We start from the raw sequence: 24,347 nt of genomic DNA on the forward strand, positions 1-24,347 counted from the left end.
GTGCTGCGCTTTTTATTTCAGGAGAGAGCGGTGGCGTCGGCCACCTCGCGGGCGAGGCTGCGCTCGCGTTGCACGAGGTAGACGCCGGAGGCGACAATGATCGCGGCGCCGGCGAGTGTCCAGACATCGGGCAGGTCGCCGAACACGGCGAATCCGAATGCCACCATGGTCAGGATCTGCATGTAGAGAAACGGCGCAATGGTGGAGGCGGGTGCCAAGCGATAGGCGTGCAGGAACAGCCAATGGCCGGTGCCACCGAGAATGCCGAGCGAGCAGAGCAGGACCCAGGACAGCGCATCCGGCGGCGTGTGCCAATCCAGGAGCGCGAGCGGGGCGCCGCAGAAGGTGCCGACGAACATCGAGAAAAAGAGCGTGACCAGCGGCGGATCGAAATGCGCCATGTAGCGCGTGAGCAGCATGAAGAGCGCGTAGACGATCATGGCGGCGAAGGCATAGAGCACGGCAGGATGTACGGCGCCGAGGCCAGGCCGCACGGCTATGAGCACGCCGCAAAAGCCGACCATGACGGCGACGATGCGCCGCCACCCGACCCATTCGCCGAGCAGCGGCCCGGCGAGCAACGCGACCACGAGGGGCGCGAGGAAGACGATGGTGATGGTCTGATCCAGGCGCAGGTGCTGGAGCGCCAGGAAGTTGAAGGCCGTGGTGCCGACCATGAGGACCGAGCGGACAAGCTGCAGTCCCAGCCGATTGGAGGTGAAGAGTGCCTTGGCACTCATGATGCCGAAGGCCGGCACCAGCATCAGCAGCAGGACGAACTGACCGACAAATCGGACCCAGACCACCTGTGCGACGCTGAGGCCCTCGCGGGTGACGAGATACTTGGCGGCCGTATCGAGCCCCGAAAAGAGCGCAACCGCCATCAGCATGAGGCCGATGGCCTGGAGCCGGTGACGTGCGGTCTCGGTCGAGGGGGCAGGGTGCGGGCGGTTCATATCGGTCGGCTGTTTTTGTGCGCCCCTCATACCCGATGGCGGTTCGAAAGCGACGCGGCATTTTTCCGGACGGCACACATGGCCACAAAAAGTGCGGCTCTCCCGTGACATCTCCGCCCTTGGGCTGCGGCTTTTCTTGACCGGGCGTGTCCCGCCCCCTAGAAAGCGCTCTCTTGAAACGATGCCGGCAGCCTTTCTGGCCGCGGCACGGGTCGGGGCCGGTAGCTCAGAGGTAGAGCACGTGACTTTTAATCATGGGGTCGAGGGTTCGATTCCCTCCCGGCTCACCACCCATTTCCAGCCCATACAGGGTTGAGCAGTTTGAGTTGCCAGCAATCGGCTATCGCGGGGCTTCATTCGCTGCGACCCGCCGGATATCGGGCGCCACCTTTTCCTCGGTCCTCCTGCATCGCCTGCCCGCGCGTCCGCGTCGGGGGGAACCGGCTCCGTCCTAGGGGGTTTCCTGCAAACAGGAAACAGGTAGGAGGTGCCGAGAATGGCTTATAGCGACGACACCGATACCCGCTTGAGGGGATCCCGCAATCAGAGGCCAATGGCTGAGGACGCAGGCCCGAATTACGGTGTGCGCGCTCTCGGAGTGGTTGCGGCCGTGGTCGTGATCTGGCTTGTTGCCGCTCTATTGACGCGGCCCGTCAACAAACTGCCGCCGCAGGCGGATCCGGCGCTGTCGGAGCAATCGCACGTCACTCCCTCTCCGGACAGTCCCTAGACAGGAATGCTCAGCGGAGCGGGATGTCGGCGACCTTGTCTTTGTACTCCTGCTTCGGGTCGGCGCCGAGCAAGAGCTTAATTCCGGCGTAGAGGCTGGTGGCGTTCTCCCAGATCTGCGCGCGCTCGGCGTCGAAGCGCAGCAGCGCCAGTTTCGGATCGTCCTTTCCGCCTTCGAACCAGGCGGCAATGAACGGATTCCAAAGACGGTCGATGACGGCGCGGTCGTTGTCGAGGACAAGGCCTCCGTGTACGGCAGCGAACAGCTGGTGATCCTTGGAGGTGAATGTCGCGATGGCGCGCTGCCCTCTCCCAAACGTCTGCACGATCTCGCTGTCCTTGGCGGTGAAGAACCAAATCGGAGGATGCTCACCTTCCAGTAGTGCCGTCATCGGGCGCGGGTTCGCGGCATCGATGCCGTCGAGGCCCAGCATCATCGTCATGTCTGATTTGAGGGCCTGCCAGAATTTTTCTTCGAGCTCTTTGGGGGTCGGCATCGATCGGCTCCGTTGCTTTGCGAACGAACGGGCGGCGCGTGCCGAAGTTCCAGGTGCGACGCTTTTCGTGGCGGCAAGCCTTCGGTTCGCTCTACGGCAATTGACCGCCTTGGCTGGGACATGAACTGACGCCAGGCCGTCAGCGGAGGCGATAGCAGTTGGTATACGTGCGCGGCGTGCGGGTGACGTCGTAACCCGTCAGGCACTGCACGAGCGTGGTTTCCGTTGGATGGCGGAAGAGGATCATGGCCGAGCGATTGTCGAAGGTGCTGGTGAAGCCCGCCACCTGCCAGCCCGATTTCAGGAGATCTTCGATGGAGATCTGCTCCTCGGGCTCGGATTTTTGATCGGCAGCTTGGATCGGGGCCGGTGCGACGAGTGAGAGCACGGCAGCGGTGAGCAGGTGTCTTGCTGACGGTTGCGTGATTGGCGGCATTGGGGCCTCCTCGGAGTGTACGCCGCCCTGGAGGCCAACGGCTGTCCGTCCTCCAGCTTGGCTCACGGGCGCGCCGCGTTGCGTGCGGGCTTCGACCGGCTTGCGGCATAGCCGGGGTCGATGGATTCGAGCGCGACATGGGGCTCGTTGATGCCATTCATGGTGCGCTTGCAGACGTCTTTCCAGAGGGCTTTCGTCATATGCACGGCCGGGTCCCAGAGGGCCATGCAGTCGGCAAGCGTCGGGCCGCCGCCTTCGGTGATGACGACGCCGCTGCTGCCGCCGCTCTGCTCGAGGCTCTGCGTGTCGCTCGCCTGCGGCTCGGCGATGGCGGGCGCTGCGGGTGTTGGCGGGATGGTGGTCGGCGTCGGGGGGATCGAGACCGGGGCCGGATCGCCGCCCGTGGCGGAAAACCGGGATTCGGCCATGGCCTCACAGTTGGCCGATACCTCGCCTTCGCACTGGGTGGCGAAATTGGGCGGCTCGGTCGGTGCGGCGGTCTGGCTCGTCGTATCCGAGGGTGCGGACGCCGCTGATCCGCTCCGGCGCGAGGACGGGGTGCTTGCGGCTTTGGGGTCCAGTGCCAGCGGCGTGGAAATTGTGCTGCCGGACGGTTGGACGTGGGGGGCGGCGATCCCGCGGGCGTGGCCGCCGCCGCTCCCACCGGCACCATGGGCGCATGCGCCGGCACTGAGCACGATCAGGCTCAGTGTCACGGTCACGGCTCTACATCCTGCTTTCCACGTGTGATCGAGCTTCAGCATGGCTGCTCTCCATCGACATTTGGCGATCAGAATTACGTGGCCGTGACGGCGTGCCTGCCCAAGGGGCTCAAGGCTCACATGAGGGCCGCCGGCGGTTACTTTTACGTAAGGGTTGCCGACTTCAATCCCGGTGCGTTGGCCGGCGGGCGTGGAACGCGGACCGGCTGCTACTTGCGGCCGTGGCATGCCGCGATTAGGGTGCGCCGACGCACGGCTTGGGCAGGACGATGATATGGTCGACCCAATGCCATGACATCCCGTCGGTTTCGGGTTCGTGTCCTCGGCCAAGGTTTCGCGGCTGAGGACGACCCTGCGGGCGGCTTGAGGACCACAAGGAGGGTTTCGTGCCGGAGAGCGCCAAGAACTGGATTGTCGAGACGGACTGGCTGCAAGCGCATCTGGACGCGCCCGATCTGATCGTGCTCGACGGCTCCTGGCATCTGCCGAACTCGGGGCGCGATGCGAAGGCGGAGTACCTGGCCGAGCACATTCCGGGTGCGCTGTTCTTCGATATCGACGATCTTGTCGATGAGAAGTCGCCTCTGCCTCACATGCTGCCTCCGACGCCCAAGTTCGCCTCGCGCATGAAGAAAATGGGCGTGGGCGATGGCATGCGCATCGTGGTCTACGACACCTACGGTCTGTTCTCGGCGGCCCGCGTCTGGTGGACGTTCCGGGCCATGGGGCACCAGGACGTTGCCGTGCTGAACGGCGGCTTGAGGAAATGGAAGGCCGAGGGGCGTCCGCTTGAGGACATGCCGCCGATCACCCGCACGGCGCGTCATTTCACGCCGCTGCTCAACAACTCGCTGGTGCGCGACCTCGACGACATGAAGAGCTACGTCGCCAGCGGCGACACGCAGATCGTGGACGCGCGTCCGAAGGGACGCTTCGAGGGTACGGAGGCGGAGCCCCGCCCGGGCCTGCGCTCGGGACACATTCCGGGGGCCAAGAACGTGCCGTCGGGCACCATCCTCAACAAGGACGGCACGCTGAAATCCAAGGCAGAGCTCGAGCAGATCTTCCGGGATGTGGGGATCGATCCGCAGAAGCCGGTCGTCACCACGTGCGGCTCGGGCGTTACGGCGTCGATGCTGTCGCTGGCCTTGAGCGTCATCGGCCAGACCAACGCGGCCGTGTACGACGGTTCGTGGGCCGAGTGGGGCCAGGAGAGCCTCGGAACGCCCGTCGAGACGGGACCCGCAAAGTAAGCAGGGTCGAGGTGTCCTCCCATCGGTGATCGTGTATCGTCGGGGCTGCTGCCTGCGTCAGCCCGGCGTGGATCGATTGCGGATAGGGAAGGGAGCACCTGCTTGCGGAGCCTTATTCCAACACTCGCGCTGCTCGGTGTTCTCGGTTCTGCCGCCGAGCCGGCGTTGGCGCAGGAGAAAGGCACCTGCATCGACGACGCGATGCTGGTGTTCGACGCTTCGGGATCCATGGCCGGAACCGACATGAATGCCGTGCGCCCCCATATTGCGACCGTGCGCGAGGCGCTGGCCGCGGTTCTGCCGGCCGTCACACCGCGCAGGCATCTGGGTCTCATGGTCTACGGTCCCGGATCAGCTTACGGCTGCAGCAACATCCAGTTGCGTCTCAAGCCGGGTCCGAATAGCGCCACCACGATCCTGGGCGAGGTCGATGCCGTCGTGCCGGGCGGGCAAACGCCGCTGACGGCCGCCGTGCGAGGTGCGGCCGAGGAGCTTCACTATCGCAACGAGCCGGCGGTGGTGGTGCTGCTGACGGACGGCGAGGAAACGTGCGGCGGCGATCCGTGCCGGATGGCGCGCGAGCTGCGTGCGCAGGCGCGTGATCTCACCATCCATGTGGTTGGATTCAAGGTGGCGGGCTCCACCTGGCTGCAGGCGGGAACCGGCTCGTCCTGCATGGCCGAGGAGACGGGCGGCCTCTCCATCACGGCGCACGACAAGGACGAGCTGATCGCTGCGCTGCAGAAGACGCTGACGTGTCCGTTGTTCTCGGAGAGGCGGCGATAGAAGGCGCTTTGCCGGCACGCTTCAGGCGTCGGGGAAGTACTGGAAAACCCAGGTCTCCGTCAGTGCGCGGTCGCCTTTGCGCAGGAACATGCGGATGTCGACGGGATTCTCGCCGGTGGCCTCGAGATCGAACAACGCGCGCCAGCGCTCGCGCTGATCGACCACGGGATGGCAATAGGCGTTGCTCAAAACCCCTCGCGACGGGCTGACGACGATCTCGACGCCATCGTCGCGGCCGAGGTCTTTCAGCACCTTGCCTTGGAAGTCGATGACGAACTTGCGGACGCCCTCGGGCCGTTTGTGTCCTGGCCGGCCGCCGATGCCGGTCCAGGTGGCGGTGGCTTTCGCGAGCGCAGCGGGAAACGGAATGTCGTCCAGCCAGCGCAGGCGATAGCGGTAGGTGCGGGTTTCGCCGGCCCTGAACGGGCCATTCGGGCACCAGTAGGCGGCGATGTTGTCGTGGATCTCATCGTCGGTCGGGATCTCGAGGAGATGCAGCTCGCCTTCCCCGAAGGGGGCGATGGGCTCGACCCAGACCGAGGCGCGACGCTCGTAGAAAACGCTGTCGTCGAGATAGTGCACGAAATCGCGGTCGCGCTGGAGCAGGCCAAAGCCACGGATGTTGTTGTCGAGGAAGGCGTTGCCCATGACGCGCGGCGGGTTGTTCAGCGGGCGCCAGATGCGCTCTCCGGCGCCGGTCCAGATGGCGAGGCCGTCGGAGTCGTGAATCTCGGGGCGCCAGTCGACGATCTGGCGGCGGCTCGTCTCGCCGTACCAGTACATGCTCGAAAATGGTGCGATGCCGAGGCGGCCGATGTCGCGGCGGGCGTAGAGCCGCGCCTCGATGTCCATGTCGATGCGCGCCACGTTGTTGGTGCCGACCGAGCGCTGGGCGGTGATGCGGTAGGCGCCGGTGACGCTCTGGCTGTCGAGGTAGGCGTAGATGACGACGGAGTCGCCTTTGGGCGTGCTCGAAAGCCAGAACTCGGTGAAGCGAGGAAACTCCTCGGGCGTCGGCGCACCGGTATCGATGGCAAGGCCGCGCGCGGACAGGCCGTACTGATTGTAAGGGCCAGAGGCTCGGAAATAGGAGGCGCCGAGGAAGGCCAGCCAATCCGTCTTGAGGTCGGGCGCCATGACGCGGAAACCGGCAAAGCCAATGCCTTCGGGAAGCTCGCGCGCGGGATGGCCGGCCGGCGTGTCGAAGAGGCTGGCATTGTAGAGAACTTCCTGCGCGGTATCGTCTTTGATCAGATGTATTTTGACGGCATCGCGGGAGAATTTGCCGAGGTGAAAGAGTTGCACCGGGAGTGCGCGACCGTCTCCGAGCATCAGGCTCATCTCGGGACGAAAGCGGATCTCCTGATAAGCATCGTAGTCGATGCGGTCCAAGATGCTGGCCGCAACCGGCGGAGTCGGCTGCCAGGGAACGTGCGCATTCGCTGCGGCGCGCTCGGAGAGGATGTCGAAGGAAAAGGGCTCGGAAGTACCCAACGCGGCGCCTGCCGGGGCGGCACGTGCATTCGATCCGCTCCCGGATGTTCCGGCATCGGCATTCGAAATGCCGCCTATCGTGGTCGCGAAGCCGGCAGCGGCTGCTCCTGCCAGGATCTGGCGGCGATCTAGGTTCGAGCCTGTCACGATCTTGCTTTCATCGGTCGACTACGGTGCTTCCGATGTGTCCCCTAGCGCAGAACGGTGTGTCTGGCCAGCATCCGGCGGCCGCCCCCTGTCCGCGTGTTGCACTGCGTAATGCTCTGGGCATGGATGGGGAGATCCGGCTATAGGTTATGGCCGTAAGGATCCCAGTCAGATCTGGGGCGGGGCGGGGCGAATGGCAATGAGGGGTTCCATGACGCGTTACTTTGGCGTGGCCGTTACGCTTTTGCTGCTCGCGGCGATGCAGGCTCCATCCGCAGCGCCTCTTTTTGCACAGGGGCCGCCTTCGCCGTCCGTCACGGTCGCGCAGCCCATCGCCAAGCGCATCAGTACGTGGGACGAATACTCGGGCCGTTTCGAGGCAGTGGAAACGGTTGAGGTGCGGCCTCGCGTCTCGGGCTTCGTCGACAAAGTGCATTTCAAGGACGGCCAGATCGTCAAGGCGGGCGATCCGCTGTTCACAATCGATCCGCGGCCGTTCGAGATCGCGGCCGAAAGCTCGCGAGCCGAAATCGCGCGTGCGAGGGCTCAGGTGGCGCTCGCCATGAGCGAAGTAGAGCGCGCTGCGCCGCTGGTGCGATCCGGCGCGGTCACGGAGCGCGACTTTACGCAACGCAGCGCCAATCTCAATGTTACGGAGGCGCAGCTCCAGGTCGCCGAGGCCAACCTCAAGAGCGCCGAACTCAATCTCGAATGGACGGTCGTGAAGGCGCCGATCTCGGGGCGGATCTCGGATCGCAAGGTCGATACCGGCAACTTGGTGATCGGCGGGGCGCAGGGGACGACGCTGCTCACGACGATCGTATCGCTCGATCCCATCCATTTCCTGTTCGACGCATCGGAAGCCGACTACCTGCGCTATCAGCGGCTCGCCTCGTCGGGACAACGGGCGTCGTCGCGCGACAGCTCGAATCCCGTGCTCGTGCGGCTCGCGGACGAAGCCGATTGGGTGCACGAGGGCAAGATGGACTTCGTCGACAACCAGTTCAATCCGCGCTCGGGCACGATGCGCGGGCGCGCCATTCTCGAAAACAAGGATCAGCTGTTCGCGCCCGGTATTTTCGCGCGCCTCAGGCTGTTCGGCGGCGAGGTGGATGCGTTGCTCATTCCCGACAGCGCGATCGTCGCGGATCAGATGAAGAAGATCGTGTTCGTGGTGGGCGACGACGGTGTCGTCAAGGCTGCGGCCGTGACGCTGGGCCCGATCTACGAGGGGCTGAGAGTGGTCAAGAGCGGGCTTCAGGCGAGCGACAAGATCGTGCTGGACGGCCTCGCCAATCCGATGGTGAGGGCAGGGGCCAAGGTGGTTACCCAGCCGGGCGAGATCAAACCCACGGCACCCTGATCACGGCGGTCGAAACGGTTCAATAGGGCCGAGGCCCGCGGAAGAGTCCCATGCGCTTCTCACATTTCTTCATCGACCGGCCGATCTTCGCCACCGTGCTTTCGGTGATCCTGACCATCGTGGGCGTGATCGCGGGCATCGCCCTGCCGATCGCGGAGTATCCCGAAATCGCTCCGCCGACCGTCAACATCACGGCCACCTATCCGGGCGCCTCCGCGGCGGTGATCGCGGAGACAGTCGCGGCGCCGATCGAGCAGGAGGTGAACGGCGTCGACAACATGCTCTATATCGTCTCGCAGTCGACGGGCGACGGGCGGTTGTCGATCAGCGTGGTGTTCAAGCCCGGCACCAACATCGACCAGGCGCAGGTGCTGGTGCAGAACCGCGTCTCGATCGCCGAGCCCCGGCTGCCCGAGGACGTTCGCCGTCTCGGCCTCACCGTGCTCAAGGCGTCGCCCGACCTGATGATGGTCGTGCACATGATCTCGCCCGACGGCACGCGCGACCAGCAGTACATCTCGAACTATGCGACCCTCTACATCCGGGACCGGCTGGCGCGCATCGACGGCATCGGCGATTCACGCGTGTTCGGTGCTCGCGACTATTCGATGCGCATCTGGCTCGACCCCGAGAAGGTTGCCTCCCGCAACCTGACCGCGGGCGAGGTGGTGGCCGCGCTCCGGGCCGCGAACCTTCAGGTTGCCGCCGGGTCCATCAATCAGCCGCCGGCCTCGTCGCCGGGCGGCTTTACGCTCTCCGTGCATACCCTCGGGCGCCTGACCACGACGGAGGAGTTCGAGAACATCGTCGTCAGGGCCGAGGCCACGGGCGAGGTGGTGCGTGTCCGCGATATCGCACGCGTCGAACTCGGCTCGCAGGATTACACGGTCAACGCCTACCTTTCGAACAAGGTGGCGACGGCGGTGGTGCTGTTCCAGCGGCCGGGCTCCAATGCGCTGGCGACGGCTGCGGCGGTCAAGGCCGAGATGGAGGTGCTGGCCAAAGATTTTCCGCCAGGGCTCGCCTACACCATCGTCTACAACCCGACGGATTTCATCCGCTATTCGATCGATGCCGTGGTCAGCACGTTCGTCGAGGCGTTGATTCTGGTCGTGCTCGTCGTCGTGCTGTTCCTGCAGACGTGGCGCGCGGCCGTGATCCCGATCATCGCCATTCCGGTGTCGCTCGTCGGCGCATTCATCGTCATGGGCGCGCTCGGGATCTCGTTCAACACGCTTTCGCTGTTCGGCCTGGTGCTCGCCATCGGCATCGTCGTGGACGACGCCATCGTGGTGGTGGAGAACGTCGAGCGAAAACTCTCGGAAGGCTTCTCGCCCAAGGAGGCCGCTCACCAGACCATGGACGAGGTCGGCGGCGCGCTGGTGGCCATCACGGCGACATTGATCGCGGTGTTCGTGCCGACGGCATTCATCTCGGGATTGCAGGGAACGTTCTACAAGCAATTCGCCATTACCATCGCCGCCTCGACGGCGATCTCCTGCTTCGTGTCGCTGACGCTTTCGCCGGCCCTCGCGGCATTGCTTCTGAAGCCCCATGCCCATCATGATGAGAAGCGATCGCTGATATCGCGCATTCTGGGAGCGCCGCTGCGGCTGTTTTTCCGCGGCTTCAACGCGGCCTTCGACGGGCTTTCGCACGGCTACGCCGGCATCACGAGCCGGCTGATCCGCTTGCCGCTGCTGCTGCTGCTGATTTACGGCGGACTTCTGTTCCTCACCTACGACCGGCTGGCCAAGACGCCGACGGGCCTGATCCCTTCGCTCGACCGCACCTATTTCATCGCCGTGTTTCAGCTGCCGCCGGGCTCGACGCTCGATCGCACGGATGCGGTGGTGCGGCGGGCGTCCGACCTCATGATCAAGCGGCCGGGCGTGTCGGATGCGGTGGCGTTCGCGGGCTTCGACGGCGCAACCTTCACCAACGCGCCGAACACGGCCGTGATCTTCGTGCGGCTCAAGAGCTTCGAGGATCGCCTCAAGGAAGGTCTGACGAAGGATCAGATCCTCGGCGACCTGCGCGGGCAGATGGCGTCCATCAAGGAGGCGTTCGCGTTCGTGCTCGAGCCGCCCTCGGTGCCCGGCATCGGTACGGGCGGCGGCCTCAAGGGCTATGTGCAGGACCGGGCGGGGCGCGGGTATCCGGCGCTCGAAGGCGCGGCGTGGACGGTCGCGGGCGGGGCCGGGCAGGTTCCCGGTATCGTGCAGCCATTTACGCTCTTCAACACGCGCACGCCGCAGATCTGGGCGGATATCGACCGTACCAAGGCCGAGCAGCTCGGGGTGCCGATCGGGCGCGTGTTCGATGCGCTCTCGGTTTATATGGGCTCGGCGTTCGTCAACGATTTCAACATTCTGGGTCGCACGTACCGCGTGACCGCGCAGGCCGACAATCCGTTCCGCGTGACGCTCCGGGACGTTGCGAACCTCAAGACACGCAGCGATTCCGGGGACATGGTTCCGCTCGGCTCGGTGGCGACGTTCTCCGACACCACCGGTCCCTATCGCGTGCCGCGCTACAACCTGTTCCCGGCAGCAGAGGTGCAGGTGGGCCTCGCGCGCGGCTACTCGTCGGGGCAAGGCATCACCGCCATCGAGCACATCGTCGATACGGCGCTGCCGTCGGGCTTCGGCTTCGAATGGACGGAGATCGCGCTGCAGGAGAAGCTGGCGGGGAACACGGCGGTGATCGCGTTCGGGCTCGCGGTGGTGTTCGTGTTCCTGGTGCTCGCGGCCCTCTACGAGAGCTGGCTGCTGCCGCTGGCCGTCATTCTGATCGTGCCGATGTGTATCCTGGCGGCGATGCTGGGCGTGAACCTGCAGGGCTTGGACCGCAACATTCTGGTCGAGATCGGGCTCGTGGTGCTGGTGGGCCTCGCCGCCAAGAACGCGATCCTGATCGTCGAGTTCGCCAAGCAGGCGGAGGAGGCGGGCATGAGCCGCTTCGATGCTGCGGTGAGCGCGGCGCGCACGCGTCTGCGTCCCATCCTCATGACGTCGCTGGCCTTTATTCTCGGCGTGGTGCCGCTGGTGCTGGCGACGGGAGCCGGCGCCGAGATGCGCCAGTCGCTCGGTACGGCCGTGTTCTCGGGCATGCTCGGCGTGACGCTGTTCGGCCTGATTTTCACCCCGGTGTTCTATGTGCTGACGAGCGCGTTCGCGGGGCGGCGGACGCCGGCCGCGGGAACGGACGAGGCGGGAACGCACGCCGCCGAATAGGGCGATTGGCCAAAATCCCTACGGGTGGGCGGGTTCTTTCGATATGGGCGCGTTCGTTAAGAACATTGGCGATTGATCTCGGGGCAGCCCCCCGAGTATATGTGCCCATCCTGGCGCGGTCCGGCTCCGAACGGGGCCGGCTTCCCTGATTTTGCTGGTCCATCCGGGCTGGGGCGCGAGGTTCCCGGCGCACGGCCGACGTACTGTGTCCCTGATCGCGGGCGTGGCGGAATTGGTAGACGCGCTGGATTTAGGTTCCAGTGGCGCAAGTCGTGGGGGTTCGAGTCCCTCCGCCCGCACCAGGGACCGGCCAACGAATTTCGCCCCTCCACGGGGTGGTGGACATCAAGAGATCGAGCGAAGGCGGCACGTCATGCAGGTTACGGAAACGAGTTCGGAAGGCCTCAAGCGCAAGCTCAAGGTCGTGGTTGGAGCGGACGAGCTCGGCGAGCGCTTCACAGCGCACCTCGACAAGATCAAGGATCAGGTGCAGCTCAAGGGCTTCCGCAAAGGCAAGGTGCCGCTTGCGCACATCAAGAAGGTGTATGGCCGCTCGGTCATGAACGATGTGCTGCAGGAGGCGATCCGCGAGACGTCGAACAAGGCCATCGTCGATCGCAAGGAGCGGCCGGCCATGATGCCGGACATCGCGCTCGCCGACGGAGCGTCCGAGATCGAGAACGTGGTCGCCGGTCAGGCCGACCTCGCCTACGAGATGAGCTTCGAGGTGCTGCCCGACGTGACGCTGACCGACTTCAAGACGCTCAAGCTCGAGCGGCTGGTGGCCGACGTGGAAGACGAGCAGCTCAACAAGGCGCTCGAGGAACTCGCCGAGCGCAACCAATCGTTTGCCGCCGAGGACGGCCGCGAGGCTTCGGAAGGCGACCGCGTCACCATCGACTTCAAGGGCACCATCGACGGCGTCGAATTCGAGCGCGGCTCGGGCGAGAACCTGCAGCTCGTGATCGGGAACGCCGGCTTCATTCCCGGCTTCGAGGAAGGCATCAAGGGCGCCAAGAAGGGCGAGAGCCGCGACGTGAAGGCGACCTTCCCGGCCGAGTATCCGGTTGCCGAGCTGGCCGGCAAGGACGCGGTGTTCGCGATCTCGGTCAAAGAGGTCGAGAAGCCGGTCAAAGCCGAAATCAACGAGGAGTTCGCCAAGTCGCTCGGCGCGGAAGGGCTCGACAACCTGAAAGAGCTGGTGTCGGTGCAGATCAAGCGCGAGCTGGAGCAAGCCTCGCGCATGAAGCTCAAGCGCGAGCTTCTCGATGCGCTCGAGTCCTCGCATTCGTTCGAGCTGCCGCCGACGCTCGTCGAGCGCGAGTTCGAGGCCATCTGGCGTCAGGTGACCGAAGGGCTTACCCGCGAGGGCAAGACGTTCGCGGACGAAGGCAAGACCGAGGACGAGGCGCGCGCGGAGTACCGCAAGATCGCCGAGCGCCGCGTGCGGCTGGGGCTGGTCGTCGGCGAGATCGGCGACAAGAACAAGATCGAGGTGACGCAGGACGAGATGCGGCGCGCCCTCATGGAGCACGCGCGGCGCTTCCCCGGGCAGGAGAAGAACGTCTACGAATATTTCGAGAAGACGCCCGGTGCCCTGCAGGAGCTGCGCGCGCCGATCTTCGAGGACAAGGTGATCGATTTCGTGCTCGAGCTCGCCAAGCCAGCCGAGAAGAAGGTTTCGCGCCAGGAGCTGATCGACAGCCTCGAGAAGGTGACGGAAGCCTAAGGCTTCCATCGCCTTTTTCGGTGTGGCGTTGAGCATTCCGTTTGCCCCGGGCGTGATTGCGCGTGCCCGGGAAGGTTCTCCTCAACGGGGGGCTTGAAGTCGCGTGCCGCTATGCTGATCTGATGTCTCGACCTGCCCGAGCGATTCGGGCGTGCGAGGCCTTGGCTCGAAGCAGGAGCAAGGCCTAATTGTTTGGTTGATCGTGCTTCTTGTCGGAATGCGGGCTTGCCTTCACCGGGGGCTCGCGGTTTCGGAAGCACCCTGAGGAGCAAAGACCCCATGCGCGATCCCGTCGCCACAATCACCGGTTCCTTCTGGCCCATGGTCGTCGAGCAGACCGCTCGCGGCGAGCGCGGCTACGATCTGCCGTCGCGGCTTTTGAAGGAGCGCATCATCTTCGTGACGGGCCCGGTCGAGGACCACATGGCGGCGTCGATCTGCATGCAGCTACTCTTTCTCGAGGCGGAGAACCCGAAGAAAGAGATCTCGATGTACATCAACTCGCCCGGCGGCGTGGTGACGGCTGGCATGGCGATCTACGACACCATGCAGTTCGTGAAGCCGCCGATTGCGACGCTCTGCATCGGGCAGGCGGCCTCCATGGGCTCGCTCCTGCTCTGCGCCGGGCACAAGGACATGCGCTACGCCTTGCCGAACGCTCGCATCATGGTGCATCAGCCTTCGGGCGGTTTCTCCGGGCAGGCATCGGATATCGAGCGGCATGCCGAAGACATCATCAAGATGAAGCGTCGACTGAACGAGGTTTACGTCAAGCATACCGGCCAGGCGTACGAGATGATCGAGAAGACGCTCGACCGCGATTATTTCATGACAGCCGATCAGGCCAAGGATTTTGGCCTTATCGACCGGGTGCTTAGCCAGCGCGAAGACGCGGATCCCCGGCTTTCGATGGAAACCAAGCCGGCCTGACCCGAGGTTTGAGGCCAGATGCGGCGGTGTGCCCCACCGCCGTGTCACCGACCCCCGACCAAAGTCCGTTGTATGGTCCCCGCGAGGGGTGCCTCGGCCAATTGCGGCCCTGTGGCCGTCTCTGGCCCCGCGCAAGGCCGGGGTGCTAAAGTCGCAGGCTTAACTGCCTTCAGCCAAACAACTTCCGGCTGTCAACAGTGTGGTAATCAGGTCCGAAGGTTCGGTCGGGGCGGGAAAGGCCTTAATCGAATCTTGATCTCGGCGACGCTAGCGTGCTGAGATCGGGTTTGACGGTGTCGTACCTTGCGGCGGGCTTTGCCGTACTAGCTCCCGAAAGGCCCGGGTCGGGCCAGTAGTCCAGACTATCCGGACGTGCTCCCTGACTGCGGGTGAGAGAACAGAATGGCTCAGGAAAAGAACACTCTTTACTGCTCTTTCTGCGGAAAAAGCCAGCACGAGGTCAGGAAGCTGATCGCGGGCCCGACCGTGTTCATCTGCGATGAATGCGTCGAGCTCTGCATGGACATCATCCGCGAAGAGAACAAAAACACGCTCGTCAAATCGCGCGACGGCGTGCCGACGCCGCAGGAAATCTGCACGGTTCTCGATTCCTATGTGATCGGCCAGTTTCACGCCAAGCGCGTGCTCTCGGTCGCCGTCCACAATCACTACAAGCGCCTCAACCACGCGGCGAAGAACAACGACGTCGAACTCGCCAAGTCGAACATCCTCCTGGTCGGACCCACGGGTTGCGGCAAGACGCTGCTCGCGCAGACGCTTGCGCGCATTCTCGACGTGCCGTTCACGATGGCGGATGCGACGACGCTCACCGAGGCCGGCTACGTCGGCGAGGATGTCGAGAACATCATTCTGAAGCTGCTGCAGAACGCCGACTACAACGTCGAGCGCGCACAGCGCGGCATCGTGTACATCGACGAGATCGACAAGATCAGCCGCAAGTCGGACAACCCGTCCATCACGCGCGATGTGTCGGGCGAAGGCGTGCAGCAGGCCCTGCTCAAGATCATGGAAGGCACGGTTGCCTCCGTGCCGCCGCAGGGCGGCCGCAAGCATCCGCAGCAGGAGTTCCTGCAGGTCGACACCTCCAACATCCTCTTCATCTGCGGCGGTGCGTTCGCTGGTCTCGAGAAGATCATCGCGCGGCGCGGCAAGGGCACGTCGATCGGCTTCGGCGCGAAAGTGCTGGGTCCTGACGAGCGTCGCACCGGCGAGGTGCTGCGCGAGGTCGAGCCCGAGGATCTCCTGAAGTTCGGCCTTATCCCGGAGTTCATCGGGCGTCTGCCCGTGATCGCCACGCTCGAGGATCTCGACGAGGCGGCGCTGGTGCAGATCCTGTCCGAGCCCAAGAACGCGTTGGTAAAGCAGTACCAGCGGCTGTTCGAGATGGAGGACGTGAAGCTCACGCTCACCCAGGACGCGCTCAAGGCGATTTCCCGCAAGGCGATCGAGCGCAAAACGGGTGCCCGCGGCCTGCGTTCGATCATGGAGGGCATTCTGCTCGATACGATGTTCGACCTGCCGGCGCTCAAGGGCGTCGAGGAGGTGGTCATCGGGCCGGAGGTCGTGGAAGGCGGAGCGCGTCCGCTCCGGATCTACTCCGACCGGGCCGAGGAAAAGGGCTCGACCGCCTCGTAAGGCGTGCCGGCATTCCCTGGATAATCCGCAGGCCTCGGGAGCGGCCTGCGGCACTTGGCGGCGGCGAGGGCCCGTTATTGATAAGATTGGGGGCGATCCCCATCTTTCCTCAACGACGCTTCCTTCTAACGATTGCGGCCTTCGGGCTTCCCAACGAAAGATGCAGCGTGGGTTTTCGGGATTCGGCCATAATGAAGCGGCTCCCCGGGGCTAAGGTAGTCTTCGCATGCGGCAGAACCGGCATGCGCGACTGAAGCGGGTCCGGCAGCGCGGCACAAAGTTGAACGGGTGACGACGATGAGCGAAGAGAAGCAGGCGAAGGACAAGACGGGCAGCAAGGACCACTTTCCGGTTCTCCCGCTGCGCGACATCGTCGTGTTCCCCTACATGATCGTGCCGCTGTTCGTCGGGCGCGAGAAGTCGATCAATGCGCTCGAGGAAGTGATGCGCGCCGACAAGCACATCCTGCTTGCCGCGCAGAAAAACGCGGGCGACGACGATCCGGCGACGGACGCGATCTATCAGGTCGGTACGCTGGCATCGGTGCTGCAGCTCCTGAAGCTGCCCGACGGCACGGTCAAGGTGCTCGTCGAGGGTACCGCGCGCGCGAAGGTGCTGCGCTATACCGAGAACGCGAACTATTTCGAAGCCGAGGTCGAGCGCATCAGCGAGACGATCGGCACCAAGACGGAAATAGAGGCGCTTGCGCGCTCGGCGGTCTCGCAGTTCGAGAATTACGTCAAGCTCAACAAGAAGATCTCGCCCGAAGTGCTCGGCACCGTGGCGCAGATCGAGGACTATTCGAAGCTCGCCGACACCATTGCCTCGCATCTTGCCGTCAAGATCGCGGACAAGCAGGACGTGCTTGAGACGACGATCGTCTCCGATCGCCTGGAAAAGGTCTATACGCTCATGGAGAGCGAGATCTCCGTGCTGCAGGTGGAGCGCAAGATCCGTTCGCGCGTGAAGCGGCAGATGGAGAAGACGCAGCGCGAGTATTATCTGAATGAGCAGATGAAGGCCATTCAGAAGGAGCTCGGCGACACCGAAGAGCGCGACGACATCGCCGAGTTCGAGGAGAAGATCGACAACACCAAGCTGTCGAAGGAGGCCAAGGACAAGGCCACTGCGGAGCTCAAGAAGCTCAAGCAGATGAGTCCGATGTCGGCCGAAGCGACGGTGGTGCGCAACTATCTCGACTGGCTGCTCTCGATCCCGTGGGGCATCAAGGGCAAGGTCAAGAAGGACCTCGAGGAGGCGCAGCTGGTGCTCGATGCCGAGCACTACGGCCTCGAGAAGGTCAAGGAGCGCATCCTCGAGTATCTCGCGGTGCAGGCCCGCACCAACAAGCTCAAGGGGCCGATCCTGTGCCTCGTCGGACCGCCCGGCGTGGGCAAGACCTCGCTCGGCAAGTCGATCGCCAATGCCACGGGCCGCGAGTTCGTGCGCATGAGCCTCGGCGGCGTGCGCGACGAAGCGGAGATTCGTGGTCACCGGCGCACCTACATCGGCTCCATGCCGGGCAAGGTGATCCAGTCGATGAAGAAGGCGAAGCGGACCAATCCGCTGTTCCTGCTCGACGAGATCGACAAGATGGGTCAAGACTTCCGTGGCGATCCCGCGGCGGCCCTGCTCGAGGTCTTGGATCCGGAGCAGAACGCGACCTTCAACGATCACTATCTCGAGGTCGACTACGATCTCTCGAACGTGATGTTCGTCACCACGGCAAACACGCTCAATATTCCGCCGGCGCTCATGGACCGTATGGAGATCATCCGGCTCGCGGGCTACACGGAGGACGAGAAGGTCGAGATCGCCAAGCGCCATCTGCTCACCGAACAACGCCAGGCGCACGGCCTGGAAGAGGGCGAGTGGGTGGTCGAGGACAGCGCGCTGCTCGAGATCATTCGCCGCTATACGCGTGAAGCCGGCGTGCGCTCACTCGAGCGCGAGGTCGCCAAGCTGGCACGCAAGGCCGTGAAGGAGATCCTGACGTCGTCGAACAAGACGGTCACGCACACCGGTGCCAACATCGCCGAATACCTCGGCGTGCCGAAGTACCGCTATGGCGAGGCCGAGCTCGAGGATCAGGTCGGTATCGTGACCGGTCTGGCATGGACGGAAGTCGGCGGTGAGCTGCTCACCATCGAAGGCGTCATGATGCCCGGCAAAGGTAAGATGACGGTCACGGGCAACCTGCGCGACGTGATGAAGGAATCGATTTCGGCGGCCAACGCTTACGTGCGTTCGCGGTCGGTCGAGTTCGGCATTCCGCCTTCGCTGTTCGAGAAGAAGGACATCCACGTGCACGTGCCGGAGGGTGCGACACCCAAGGATGGTCCGTCGGCCGGTGTTGCGATGGCGACGGCCATCATCTCGGTGCTGACCGGCATCCCGGTCCGCAAGGATGTGGCGATGACGGGTGAGATCACGCTGCGCGGCCGCGTGCTGCCGATCGGCGGCTTGAAGGAGAAGCTTCTCGCGGCTCTGCGCGGCGGCATCAAGACGGTGCTGATTCCGGAGGAGAACGTCAAAGATCTCGCCGAGATTCCGGAAGAGGTGAAGAAGAAGCTGGAACTCATTCCGGTGGCGCGCATGGAGGATGTCGTGAAGACGGCGCTCGTGCGTGTGCCCGAGGCGATCCAGTGGGACGAGCATCAGGAGGCTGCGACCGTTCCGGGCGACGGCACCGACGGCAGCTCCCGCGTGACGGCGCATTGAGCGCTCTCACAACGTGATACTTGGCGCGCCCCGCACGCAATGCGGGGCGCGCTTTCATTTTTACGACCGCCCGACGCGCACCTTGTCATCGCTCGCATTTCCTTGGTTAAGGGAATGTGTCCTTTGTGTGCATAAGGCGCACACCGGAAGGTCAGGAAAGGCCGATTTTTAAGGCTTATAGGGCCGTTTTGCCCTTGACGGGCCCCGTCTTTCGGGGCTTTTGTCGCCACCACTGGCCGGTCAGCGGTTTCGCAACATGCGAATTGATTGGCACACGCGCCAGCGGCGCGCTCTCCAGCCATCTGGACCCCAAAAATTATTCCAGTCACGAGGACGGAAAAATGAGCAAGAAAGATTTGATCGACGCCGTTGCCAAGGAATGCGACCTGACGAAGGAGAAAGCCGGGGTCGCCGTCGATGCTGCGCTGGCCCACATCAGGAATTCGCTCAAGGCCGGCGAGGAAGTTCGCATCCCCGATTTCGGCACCTTCAAGGTCGCCAAGCGCAAGGCGCGCGAAGGTCGCAATCCGGCAACCGGCGCGACGATCAAGATCCCGGCCTCGCGTGTGCCGAAGTTCAGCCCGTCGAAGGGCCTCAAGGACGCGCTGAACTAAGGCGCTCCGAAAGTTCGTTTCCAGAGCGCGCTGCGGGGATCCGCGGCGCGCTTTTGTTTTCGCAGTAGGCAAGCGGGATCGGGTCCGACTGTCATCCGCGGCTTTATGCCGGGGATGGCCTGGGATGACACCACGGTTGCCGAGCGCGGAGGCAGCGGCTATTGAGTGCGTGTCGGGCGATTAGCTCAGTGGTAGAGCGCTTCGTTTACACCGAAGATGTCGGAGGTTCGACCCCTTCATCGCCCACCATTTTTCTAGCGACACAAGCTGAGAGAAGCTTCGCTCAATCGTCGTGGTGCTTTGTGGATGGCCGCCGCTCGCGGCGGGTCGCCTTGCTCCCCGACCCTTCGGGTCGATTGAGTGGAAAGCCATGGGGAGCGTTCATGCCAATCACGATGTACGAGATCGCGGTGCCGAGCTTCACGAAGCATCTCGAGGCGCTGGATGCGATCCTCGACAAGGCCGTCGCGTATTGCGAGGCGAAGAAGATCGAGCCGGAGACGCTGCTCACGGAGCGCCTCTACCCCGACATGTACACCTTCAAAAAGCAGGTGCAGTCGGCTTGTGATTTCGCAAAGCTTTCGGTTAGCCGTCTGGCGGCGCTTACACCGCCGGTGCACGACGACAGCGAAAAGACGTTCGCCGACCTCAAAACGCGTATTGCCGAGACGTTGGCTGTCCTTCAGCAGGCGAATCCCGGGGCGATGGAAGAGGCTGCGGACCGCGAGGTGACGATCAAGGCCGGTCCGCGTGAGCTCAAGTTCACGGGCCGCGAATACCTGCTGCATTTCGCGCTGCCCAATTTCTATTTCCACTGTGCAACGGCCTACGGGATCCTGCGTCACAACGGTCTCGAGATCGGCAAGCGGGATTTCATGCGTCGCATGCCTCCGGCATGACATGCGTCGCCTGCCTCCGGCATGACGAGACGCCTGCGTCCGGTGTGATACGAGGCGCGCCTGCCGCCGGCAGGACACGCGGCGCGCGCCTCCGGGTTTAGCGGCCAGGCTGAGGCGGCGGGGGCCTGGTTAGGGGGCGCAGGGGCGGGACCGCGGAACCCTGGCTGCGGCGTGGCCCGAACCCTTTCGGCGTCCCTTGACTTAGGCGCCGCGAACACGTATTTCGACGCTTCGCTTTCGCGCTCCAGCGGCCTTGAGCCCCCTGGACCGAGGAAATGCGGGAGTAGCTCAGTTGGTTAGAGCGCCGCCCTGTCACGGCGGAGGCCGCGGGTTCAAGTCCCGTCTCTCGCGCCATCCTTTTCTTTTTTTGTCCGATCCGCCGGCGGTACCGCTGTTGGAGGCAACACGGTTGCCGCCCGTAGCCTTGGCTTGCCGCAACGCGTTCTCGGCGCTGTTCAGCAGCGGCTCGATCGACGGCAGCGGATCTCGGGTGGCCGTGACGCCGATGCTGACGGTCGCGCGGATCGTTTTGTCGGGGCCCCATGGCAGTGCGGTCGCGGCGAAAGATTCGCAGATCTTTCTCGCCATTGATGTCCTTGAATCGATCGATGTCGAACATCAGGACGGCAGCCCACGATGATGTGCCCGGCGAGGGGTGCGAGGAGATTTCGCGAACGGACCGCGAAGGCGCGCCGGGTCAGCGCGGCGGTCAGCGGATCGTTGGTCACCATGCGTTGCAGAAGGATCTGGAATTCGGATCGCGCCGCCGTGACGCTGGCGACCGGGATCGGCGCGAGTGCCATCAGCGCCACGCCGAGGCGGATCGATAGCAATGAATGGACGGAATTGAATCGGCCCCGACGTCAACGACGCCTGTGGAGATTGCGACAAGCGTCCACGTGCTCAGGAGGAAGGTGATAATGACCGTCCTAGGAACGTCGTAGGCGATCGCGCACCAAAGCAGAGCTGAACTACAACGCCAAGCCCGTCGCCGCGCTGCCATCGAACAACAGCGGATTGATTGCGGCTCCCGCCAATCCGGACGCGAAGGCCGCAGCGGCCGTCACCAGTCCGAGGAAAAGTACAGCCATTGGCCGTTTGAGGCGCCGGTCGTCCATGCCGACGCGGCTGTAAAGTGCGATGCCGACGAGCACGCCGGCCAAATTGCCCGCCGTGAGCAGCAGGGTTTTGTAGAGGGTGCCGCTTGTCGTGAGGTCGGCTACAAAGTAGGCAGCCAGGGCCGCGATCCATCCTGCGGGCGTCGCGAGTTTAGGGTAGCGCACGAAGAGCCCGAGAAGCAGGGCGTTGGCGGGCCAGACTGCGGCCAGCAAGCCAACCGGGCGTGTGGCGATGCCGATGAAGCACGCCAGGAGAACAAGCGAGAACGAGCAGCGGACCTTTGAGCCACGTGATGCGTGAGGTGGCCGCCGAGGTGCGGATAAGCCGAATCCCCCATCAACATGCGCTCAGTCTTCACCTCAATATCCGACAAGGACCATCAGTTTTTATATAGGTGCACCAGGCGCGCGCGGCAATTCATCTCGTGCGTTCGTCGAGTTCAGGGGGCTACCTTCCGCGGCGGTTGCGCGGGGGTACCGCAATGGGTTAACACCGTGATGTGATTTTGCACTGCGACAAGACCCCCTATGGGATCTTCGGCAGGGACCGGCTGAATGACCGAGAACCTTCTGACTGACTATCTCCCGCTCGCCGTTTTCATCGGCGTCGCGCTTGCCATCGGTGCGGCGCTCATGATCGCGCCGTTCCTGGTCGCGGTGCGTAACCCCGATCCGGAAAAGGTCTCCGCCTACGAGTGCGGATTCAACGCCTTCGACGATGCGCGCATGAAGTTCGATGTGCGCTTCTACCTCGTGTCCATCCTGTTCATCATCTTCGATCTCGAGATCGCCTTCCTGTTTCCGTGGGCCGTGGCCTTCGGCGATATCGGCACCTTCGGGTTCTGGTCGATGATGGTGTTCCTTGGCGTGCTGACGATAGGCTTCATCTACGAGTGGAAGACGGGAGCCCTCGAATGGGATTGATCGTTCCGCCCGAGCTCAATTTCGACAAGGCAAAAGAGGGCACTGGCGGCGGCTCGGCCGGCACGCTGGTGAAACCCGGCGATCCGTTCTTCACAGAACTTTCGAACGAACTCGGCGACAAGGGCTTCCTTGTCACCACGACCGACGATCTCATCAACTGGGCGCGAACCGGCTCGTTGATGTGGATGACGTTCGGGCTCGCCTGCTGCGCTGTCGAGATGATGCAGGCCTCGATGCCGCGCTACGATCTCGAGCGCTTCGGCTTCGCGCCGCGTGCTTCGCCCCGCCAGTCGGATGTGATGATCGTCGCCGGCACGCTCACCAACAAGATGGCGCCCGCGCTGCGCAAGGTCTACGACCAGATGCCGGAGCCGCGCTACGTGATCTCCATGGGGAGCTGTGCGAACGGCGGCGGCTACTACCACTATTCGTACGCCGTGGTGCGTGGCTGCGACCGCATCGTGCCGGTCGACGTCTATGTACCCGGCTGTCCGCCGACGGCGGAGGCGCTGGTCTACGGCGTGCTGCTGCTGCAGCGGAAGATCCGGCGCACGGGAACGATTGAGAGATAGGCGGCAAGGCAGCCGGCAGCAGGCAGTGCGTGAATGCCGTTGCCGTCTTCGCCCTGCTGCCTCACGGTCTACCGTCTTGGGGCTACACATGCTGACCGATCTTGAAGCGCATATCTCCTCCAAGCTGAGCACGGCCGTGCTCGACAAGCGAATCGCCGTCGGGGAGCTGACATTCGTGGTCGAAGCGGAGAGGATCGTCGATGTGCTGATGTTCCTGCGCACCGATCCGGCGTGCCGCTTCGAGGTGCTGATCGACATCTGCGGCGTCGACTGGCCGGCGCGGGAGCAGCGCTTCGACGTCGTCTATCATCTGCTCTCGCCGCGGCTCAATCAGCGCATCCGCGTCAAGCTCGCCACGGATGCCGAGACGCCGGTGCCGAGCGTGATCAGCGTGTTTCCCGCCGCCAACTGGTACGAGCGGGAGGCCTACGACATGTACGGCATCCTGTTTTCGGGTCACCCGGATCTCAGGCGTTTGCTGACCGACTACGGCTTCCAGGGCTATCCGCTGCGCAAGGACTTCCCGCTCACGGGGTATGTGGAAGTCCGCTACGACGACGAGGCAAAGCGCGTCGTCTATGAGCCGGTCAAGCTGGTGCAGGAATTCCGGTCGTTCGATTTCGAGAGCCCGTGGGAAGGCGCGCACTACGTGCTGCCGGGCGACGAGAAGGCGGGGCGTTCATGACGCCCGTCGACGAGGATCGTCTCGAACGCATTCGCGGCAACGCAGATTATGCGGTCAAGATCCTGTCGGAAGCGCGGGGCGAGCCGGTGGACTACGATTTGGAGTCCATCACCTGGGTCGAGGGTTTCATCGAGCGTGCACGCAAGCGGTACGCCGAGGGCGGCGTGCCGGAGAGCCTCGTTTCGACGATCGGCTGCTATCTCGGCGAGGCGATCATCGCGGAGGCCGATGGGCAATGGGTTGACGACGAAGCACACGGGCCCGGCGTGCTTTTTTCCAACGGCGACGCAGTGTTCCCGCTGACCAAGGTCGGCAAGCAATTCGAACAGGGTCTGGAGCAGGGGGAGTCGATTCTCAGCTTCTACACGGTGGCCGTGAGCTATATCGCCATCGGAGGTTTGCGTGCGGCCGAGGCCGCGGAGGAGGCGTCATGAAGGCGACGCTTCAGCCCGGTGCCACGGCCCGCCTCGTGTTCAAGGTGCCGGTGAGCAAGACGGTGCCGAACCTCTATCCGGAGTCGGTGGATTTCCAGGCCATGCCGTCGGTGTTCGCAACCGGCTTCATGGTGGGGCTCATGGAGTGGTGCTGCCTCGAAGTTCTGAAGCCGCATCTCGATCCGGGCGAAGGGTCGCTCGGTATTCATATCAACGTGTCGCACGCGGCGGCGACGGTGCCGGGCCAGACGGTGACCGTGGACGCCGAGTGCACGAGCGTCGCCGGGCGCAAGATCGGGTTCAAGGTGACGGCGCACGATGGCGTCGAGGTCATCGGTACGGGCAGCCACGACCGCATGGTGGTGCCGTGGGGCCGCTTCGTCCAGCGCGTGAACGACAAGGCTCAGCGCGCCGGTGCCGAGCCCATTCCGACCTGTGGAGCGTGA

At 63.9% G+C, this 24,347-nt stretch carries 23 protein-coding genes and 4 tRNA genes; 20 read left to right on the top strand and 7 right to left on the bottom strand.

Going from position 1 to position 24,347, the window contains the following annotated elements; all coding sequences use genetic code 11:
- Window positions 1-17: 17 nt before the first annotated feature.
- Window positions 18-986, bottom strand: a complete 969-nt coding sequence (locus QZV93_RS00635; protein ID WP_295555092.1) for a DMT family transporter — start codon at window positions 984-986, stop codon at window positions 18-20.
- Window positions 987-1,171: 185 nt separating this feature from the next.
- Here QZV93_RS00635 and QZV93_RS00640 point away from each other — a divergent pair.
- Both QZV93_RS00640 and QZV93_RS00645 read left to right on the top strand, forming a co-directional pair.
- Window positions 1,172-1,246 (top strand) — tRNA-Lys (locus QZV93_RS00640).
- A 206-nt stretch (window positions 1,247-1,452) separates the two neighbouring features.
- Window positions 1,453-1,686: a hypothetical protein gene (locus QZV93_RS00645; RefSeq protein WP_295555093.1), complete on the top strand. Its 234-nt coding sequence runs from the start codon at window positions 1,453-1,455 to the stop codon at window positions 1,684-1,686.
- 10 nt (window positions 1,687-1,696) lie between these two features.
- Here QZV93_RS00645 and QZV93_RS00650 read toward each other — a convergent pair whose 3' ends face one another.
- The 3 genes from QZV93_RS00650 to QZV93_RS00660 form a co-directional block, all read right to left on the bottom strand.
- Window positions 1,697-2,182 carry a pyridoxamine 5'-phosphate oxidase family protein gene (locus tag QZV93_RS00650; protein ID WP_295555095.1) on the bottom strand — a complete coding sequence of 162 codons (486 nt, stop codon included), beginning with the start codon at window positions 2,180-2,182 and terminating at the stop codon, window positions 1,697-1,699.
- Window positions 2,183-2,321: 139 nt separating this feature from the next.
- Window positions 2,322-2,618: a hypothetical protein gene (locus QZV93_RS00655; RefSeq protein WP_295555097.1), complete on the bottom strand. Its 297-nt coding sequence runs from the start codon at window positions 2,616-2,618 to the stop codon at window positions 2,322-2,324.
- 62 nt (window positions 2,619-2,680) lie between these two features.
- A complete protein-coding gene (locus QZV93_RS00660; protein ID WP_295555099.1) occupies window positions 2,681-3,382 on the bottom strand; it encodes a hypothetical protein in 702 nt (233 codons plus the stop codon).
- A 344-nt stretch (window positions 3,383-3,726) separates the two neighbouring features.
- Here QZV93_RS00660 and sseA point away from each other — a divergent pair, with 344 nt between their 5' ends.
- Window positions 3,727-4,593: a 3-mercaptopyruvate sulfurtransferase gene (sseA, locus tag QZV93_RS00665; RefSeq protein WP_295555101.1), complete on the top strand. Its 867-nt coding sequence runs from the start codon at window positions 3,727-3,729 to the stop codon at window positions 4,591-4,593.
- Between the two features lie 102 nt (window positions 4,594-4,695).
- On the top strand, window positions 4,696-5,379 hold the full coding sequence (locus QZV93_RS00670) for a VWA domain-containing protein (protein ID WP_295555103.1): 684 nt from the start codon (window positions 4,696-4,698) through the stop codon (window positions 5,377-5,379).
- Window positions 5,380-5,400: 21 nt separating this feature from the next.
- Here QZV93_RS00670 and QZV93_RS00675 read toward each other — a convergent pair whose 3' ends face one another.
- Window positions 5,401-7,020: a glucan biosynthesis protein gene (locus QZV93_RS00675; RefSeq protein ID WP_295555105.1), complete on the bottom strand. Its 1,620-nt coding sequence runs from the start codon at window positions 7,018-7,020 to the stop codon at window positions 5,401-5,403.
- 211 nt (window positions 7,021-7,231) lie between these two features.
- Here QZV93_RS00675 and QZV93_RS00680 point away from each other — a divergent pair, with 211 nt between their 5' ends.
- The 11 genes from QZV93_RS00680 to QZV93_RS00730 all read left to right on the top strand — a co-directional run bounded on the left by QZV93_RS00680 (window position 7,232) and on the right by QZV93_RS00730 (window position 20,522).
- A complete protein-coding gene (locus QZV93_RS00680; RefSeq protein WP_295555107.1) occupies window positions 7,232-8,383 on the top strand; it encodes an efflux RND transporter periplasmic adaptor subunit in 1,152 nt (383 codons plus the stop codon).
- Between the two features lie 50 nt (window positions 8,384-8,433).
- Window positions 8,434-11,619: a multidrug efflux RND transporter permease subunit gene (locus tag QZV93_RS00685; RefSeq protein WP_295555108.1), complete on the top strand. Its 3,186-nt coding sequence runs from the start codon at window positions 8,434-8,436 to the stop codon at window positions 11,617-11,619.
- 217 nt (window positions 11,620-11,836) lie between these two features.
- Window positions 11,837-11,921, top strand: a tRNA-Leu gene (locus QZV93_RS00690).
- Between the two features lie 71 nt (window positions 11,922-11,992).
- On the top strand, window positions 11,993-13,348 hold the full coding sequence (gene tig, locus QZV93_RS00695; protein ID WP_295555110.1) for a trigger factor: 1,356 nt from the start codon (window positions 11,993-11,995) through the stop codon (window positions 13,346-13,348).
- Between the two features lie 279 nt (window positions 13,349-13,627).
- On the top strand, window positions 13,628-14,278 hold the full coding sequence (locus QZV93_RS00700) for an ATP-dependent Clp protease proteolytic subunit (protein ID WP_295555112.1): 651 nt from the start codon (window positions 13,628-13,630) through the stop codon (window positions 14,276-14,278).
- A gap of 402 nt (window positions 14,279-14,680) precedes the next feature.
- Entirely contained in the window at window positions 14,681-15,934 is a 1,254-nt protein-coding gene (clpX, locus tag QZV93_RS00705; protein WP_295555114.1) for an ATP-dependent Clp protease ATP-binding subunit ClpX, read from the top strand.
- A 297-nt stretch (window positions 15,935-16,231) separates the two neighbouring features.
- A complete protein-coding gene (lon, locus tag QZV93_RS00710; protein ID WP_295555115.1) occupies window positions 16,232-18,655 on the top strand; it encodes an endopeptidase La in 2,424 nt (807 codons plus the stop codon).
- Between the two features lie 302 nt (window positions 18,656-18,957).
- A complete protein-coding gene (locus tag QZV93_RS00715) occupies window positions 18,958-19,269 on the top strand; it encodes an HU family DNA-binding protein (RefSeq protein WP_295555345.1) in 312 nt (103 codons plus the stop codon).
- Between the two features lie 174 nt (window positions 19,270-19,443).
- A tRNA-Val gene (locus tag QZV93_RS00720) sits at window positions 19,444-19,518 on the top strand.
- A 134-nt stretch (window positions 19,519-19,652) separates the two neighbouring features.
- Window positions 19,653-20,168 (top strand): DUF1993 domain-containing protein, encoded by a 516-nt coding sequence (locus QZV93_RS00725; RefSeq protein ID WP_295555116.1) that lies wholly within the window; start codon window positions 19,653-19,655, stop codon window positions 20,166-20,168.
- A gap of 277 nt (window positions 20,169-20,445) precedes the next feature.
- Window positions 20,446-20,522: transfer RNA gene (locus QZV93_RS00730), tRNA-Asp, on the top strand.
- Here QZV93_RS00730 and QZV93_RS17555 read toward each other — a convergent pair.
- Together QZV93_RS17555 and QZV93_RS00740 are read right to left on the bottom strand one after the other, a co-directional pair.
- Window positions 20,481-20,756: a hypothetical protein gene (locus QZV93_RS17555; RefSeq protein ID WP_363156353.1), complete on the bottom strand. Its 276-nt coding sequence runs from the start codon at window positions 20,754-20,756 to the stop codon at window positions 20,481-20,483. The genes QZV93_RS00730 and QZV93_RS17555 overlap by 42 nt on opposite strands.
- A 383-nt stretch (window positions 20,757-21,139) precedes the next feature.
- Window positions 21,140-21,451 (bottom strand): hypothetical protein, encoded by a 312-nt coding sequence (locus tag QZV93_RS00740; RefSeq protein WP_295555120.1) that lies wholly within the window; start codon window positions 21,449-21,451, stop codon window positions 21,140-21,142.
- Between the two features lie 390 nt (window positions 21,452-21,841).
- Between QZV93_RS00740 and QZV93_RS00745 the strand changes: the two genes are divergently transcribed.
- From QZV93_RS00745 to QZV93_RS00765, 5 genes are all read left to right on the top strand, one after another.
- Entirely contained in the window at window positions 21,842-22,210 is a 369-nt protein-coding gene (locus tag QZV93_RS00745) for an NADH-quinone oxidoreductase subunit A (protein ID WP_295555122.1), read from the top strand.
- Window positions 22,201-22,782, top strand: coding sequence for an NADH-quinone oxidoreductase subunit B (locus tag QZV93_RS00750; protein WP_295555124.1), 582 nt, complete (start codon window positions 22,201-22,203; stop codon window positions 22,780-22,782). The genes QZV93_RS00745 and QZV93_RS00750 overlap by 10 nt, the downstream gene beginning before the upstream one ends.
- Window positions 22,783-22,870: 88 nt before the next feature.
- Window positions 22,871-23,467 carry an NADH-quinone oxidoreductase subunit C gene (locus QZV93_RS00755; RefSeq protein WP_295555126.1) on the top strand — a complete coding sequence of 199 codons (597 nt, stop codon included), beginning with the start codon at window positions 22,871-22,873 and terminating at the stop codon, window positions 23,465-23,467.
- Entirely contained in the window at window positions 23,464-23,901 is a 438-nt protein-coding gene (locus QZV93_RS00760; RefSeq protein WP_295555128.1) for a hypothetical protein, read from the top strand. The genes QZV93_RS00755 and QZV93_RS00760 overlap by 4 nt, the downstream gene beginning before the upstream one ends.
- Window positions 23,898-24,347 carry a thioesterase family protein gene (locus QZV93_RS00765; protein WP_295555130.1) on the top strand — a complete coding sequence of 150 codons (450 nt, stop codon included), beginning with the start codon at window positions 23,898-23,900 and terminating at the stop codon, window positions 24,345-24,347. The genes QZV93_RS00760 and QZV93_RS00765 overlap by 4 nt, the downstream gene beginning before the upstream one ends.

Origin of the sequence: uncultured Hyphomicrobium sp. (assembly GCF_902826555.1) — a bacterium.
GTDB lineage: Bacteria > Pseudomonadota > Alphaproteobacteria > Rhizobiales > Hyphomicrobiaceae > Hyphomicrobium_C.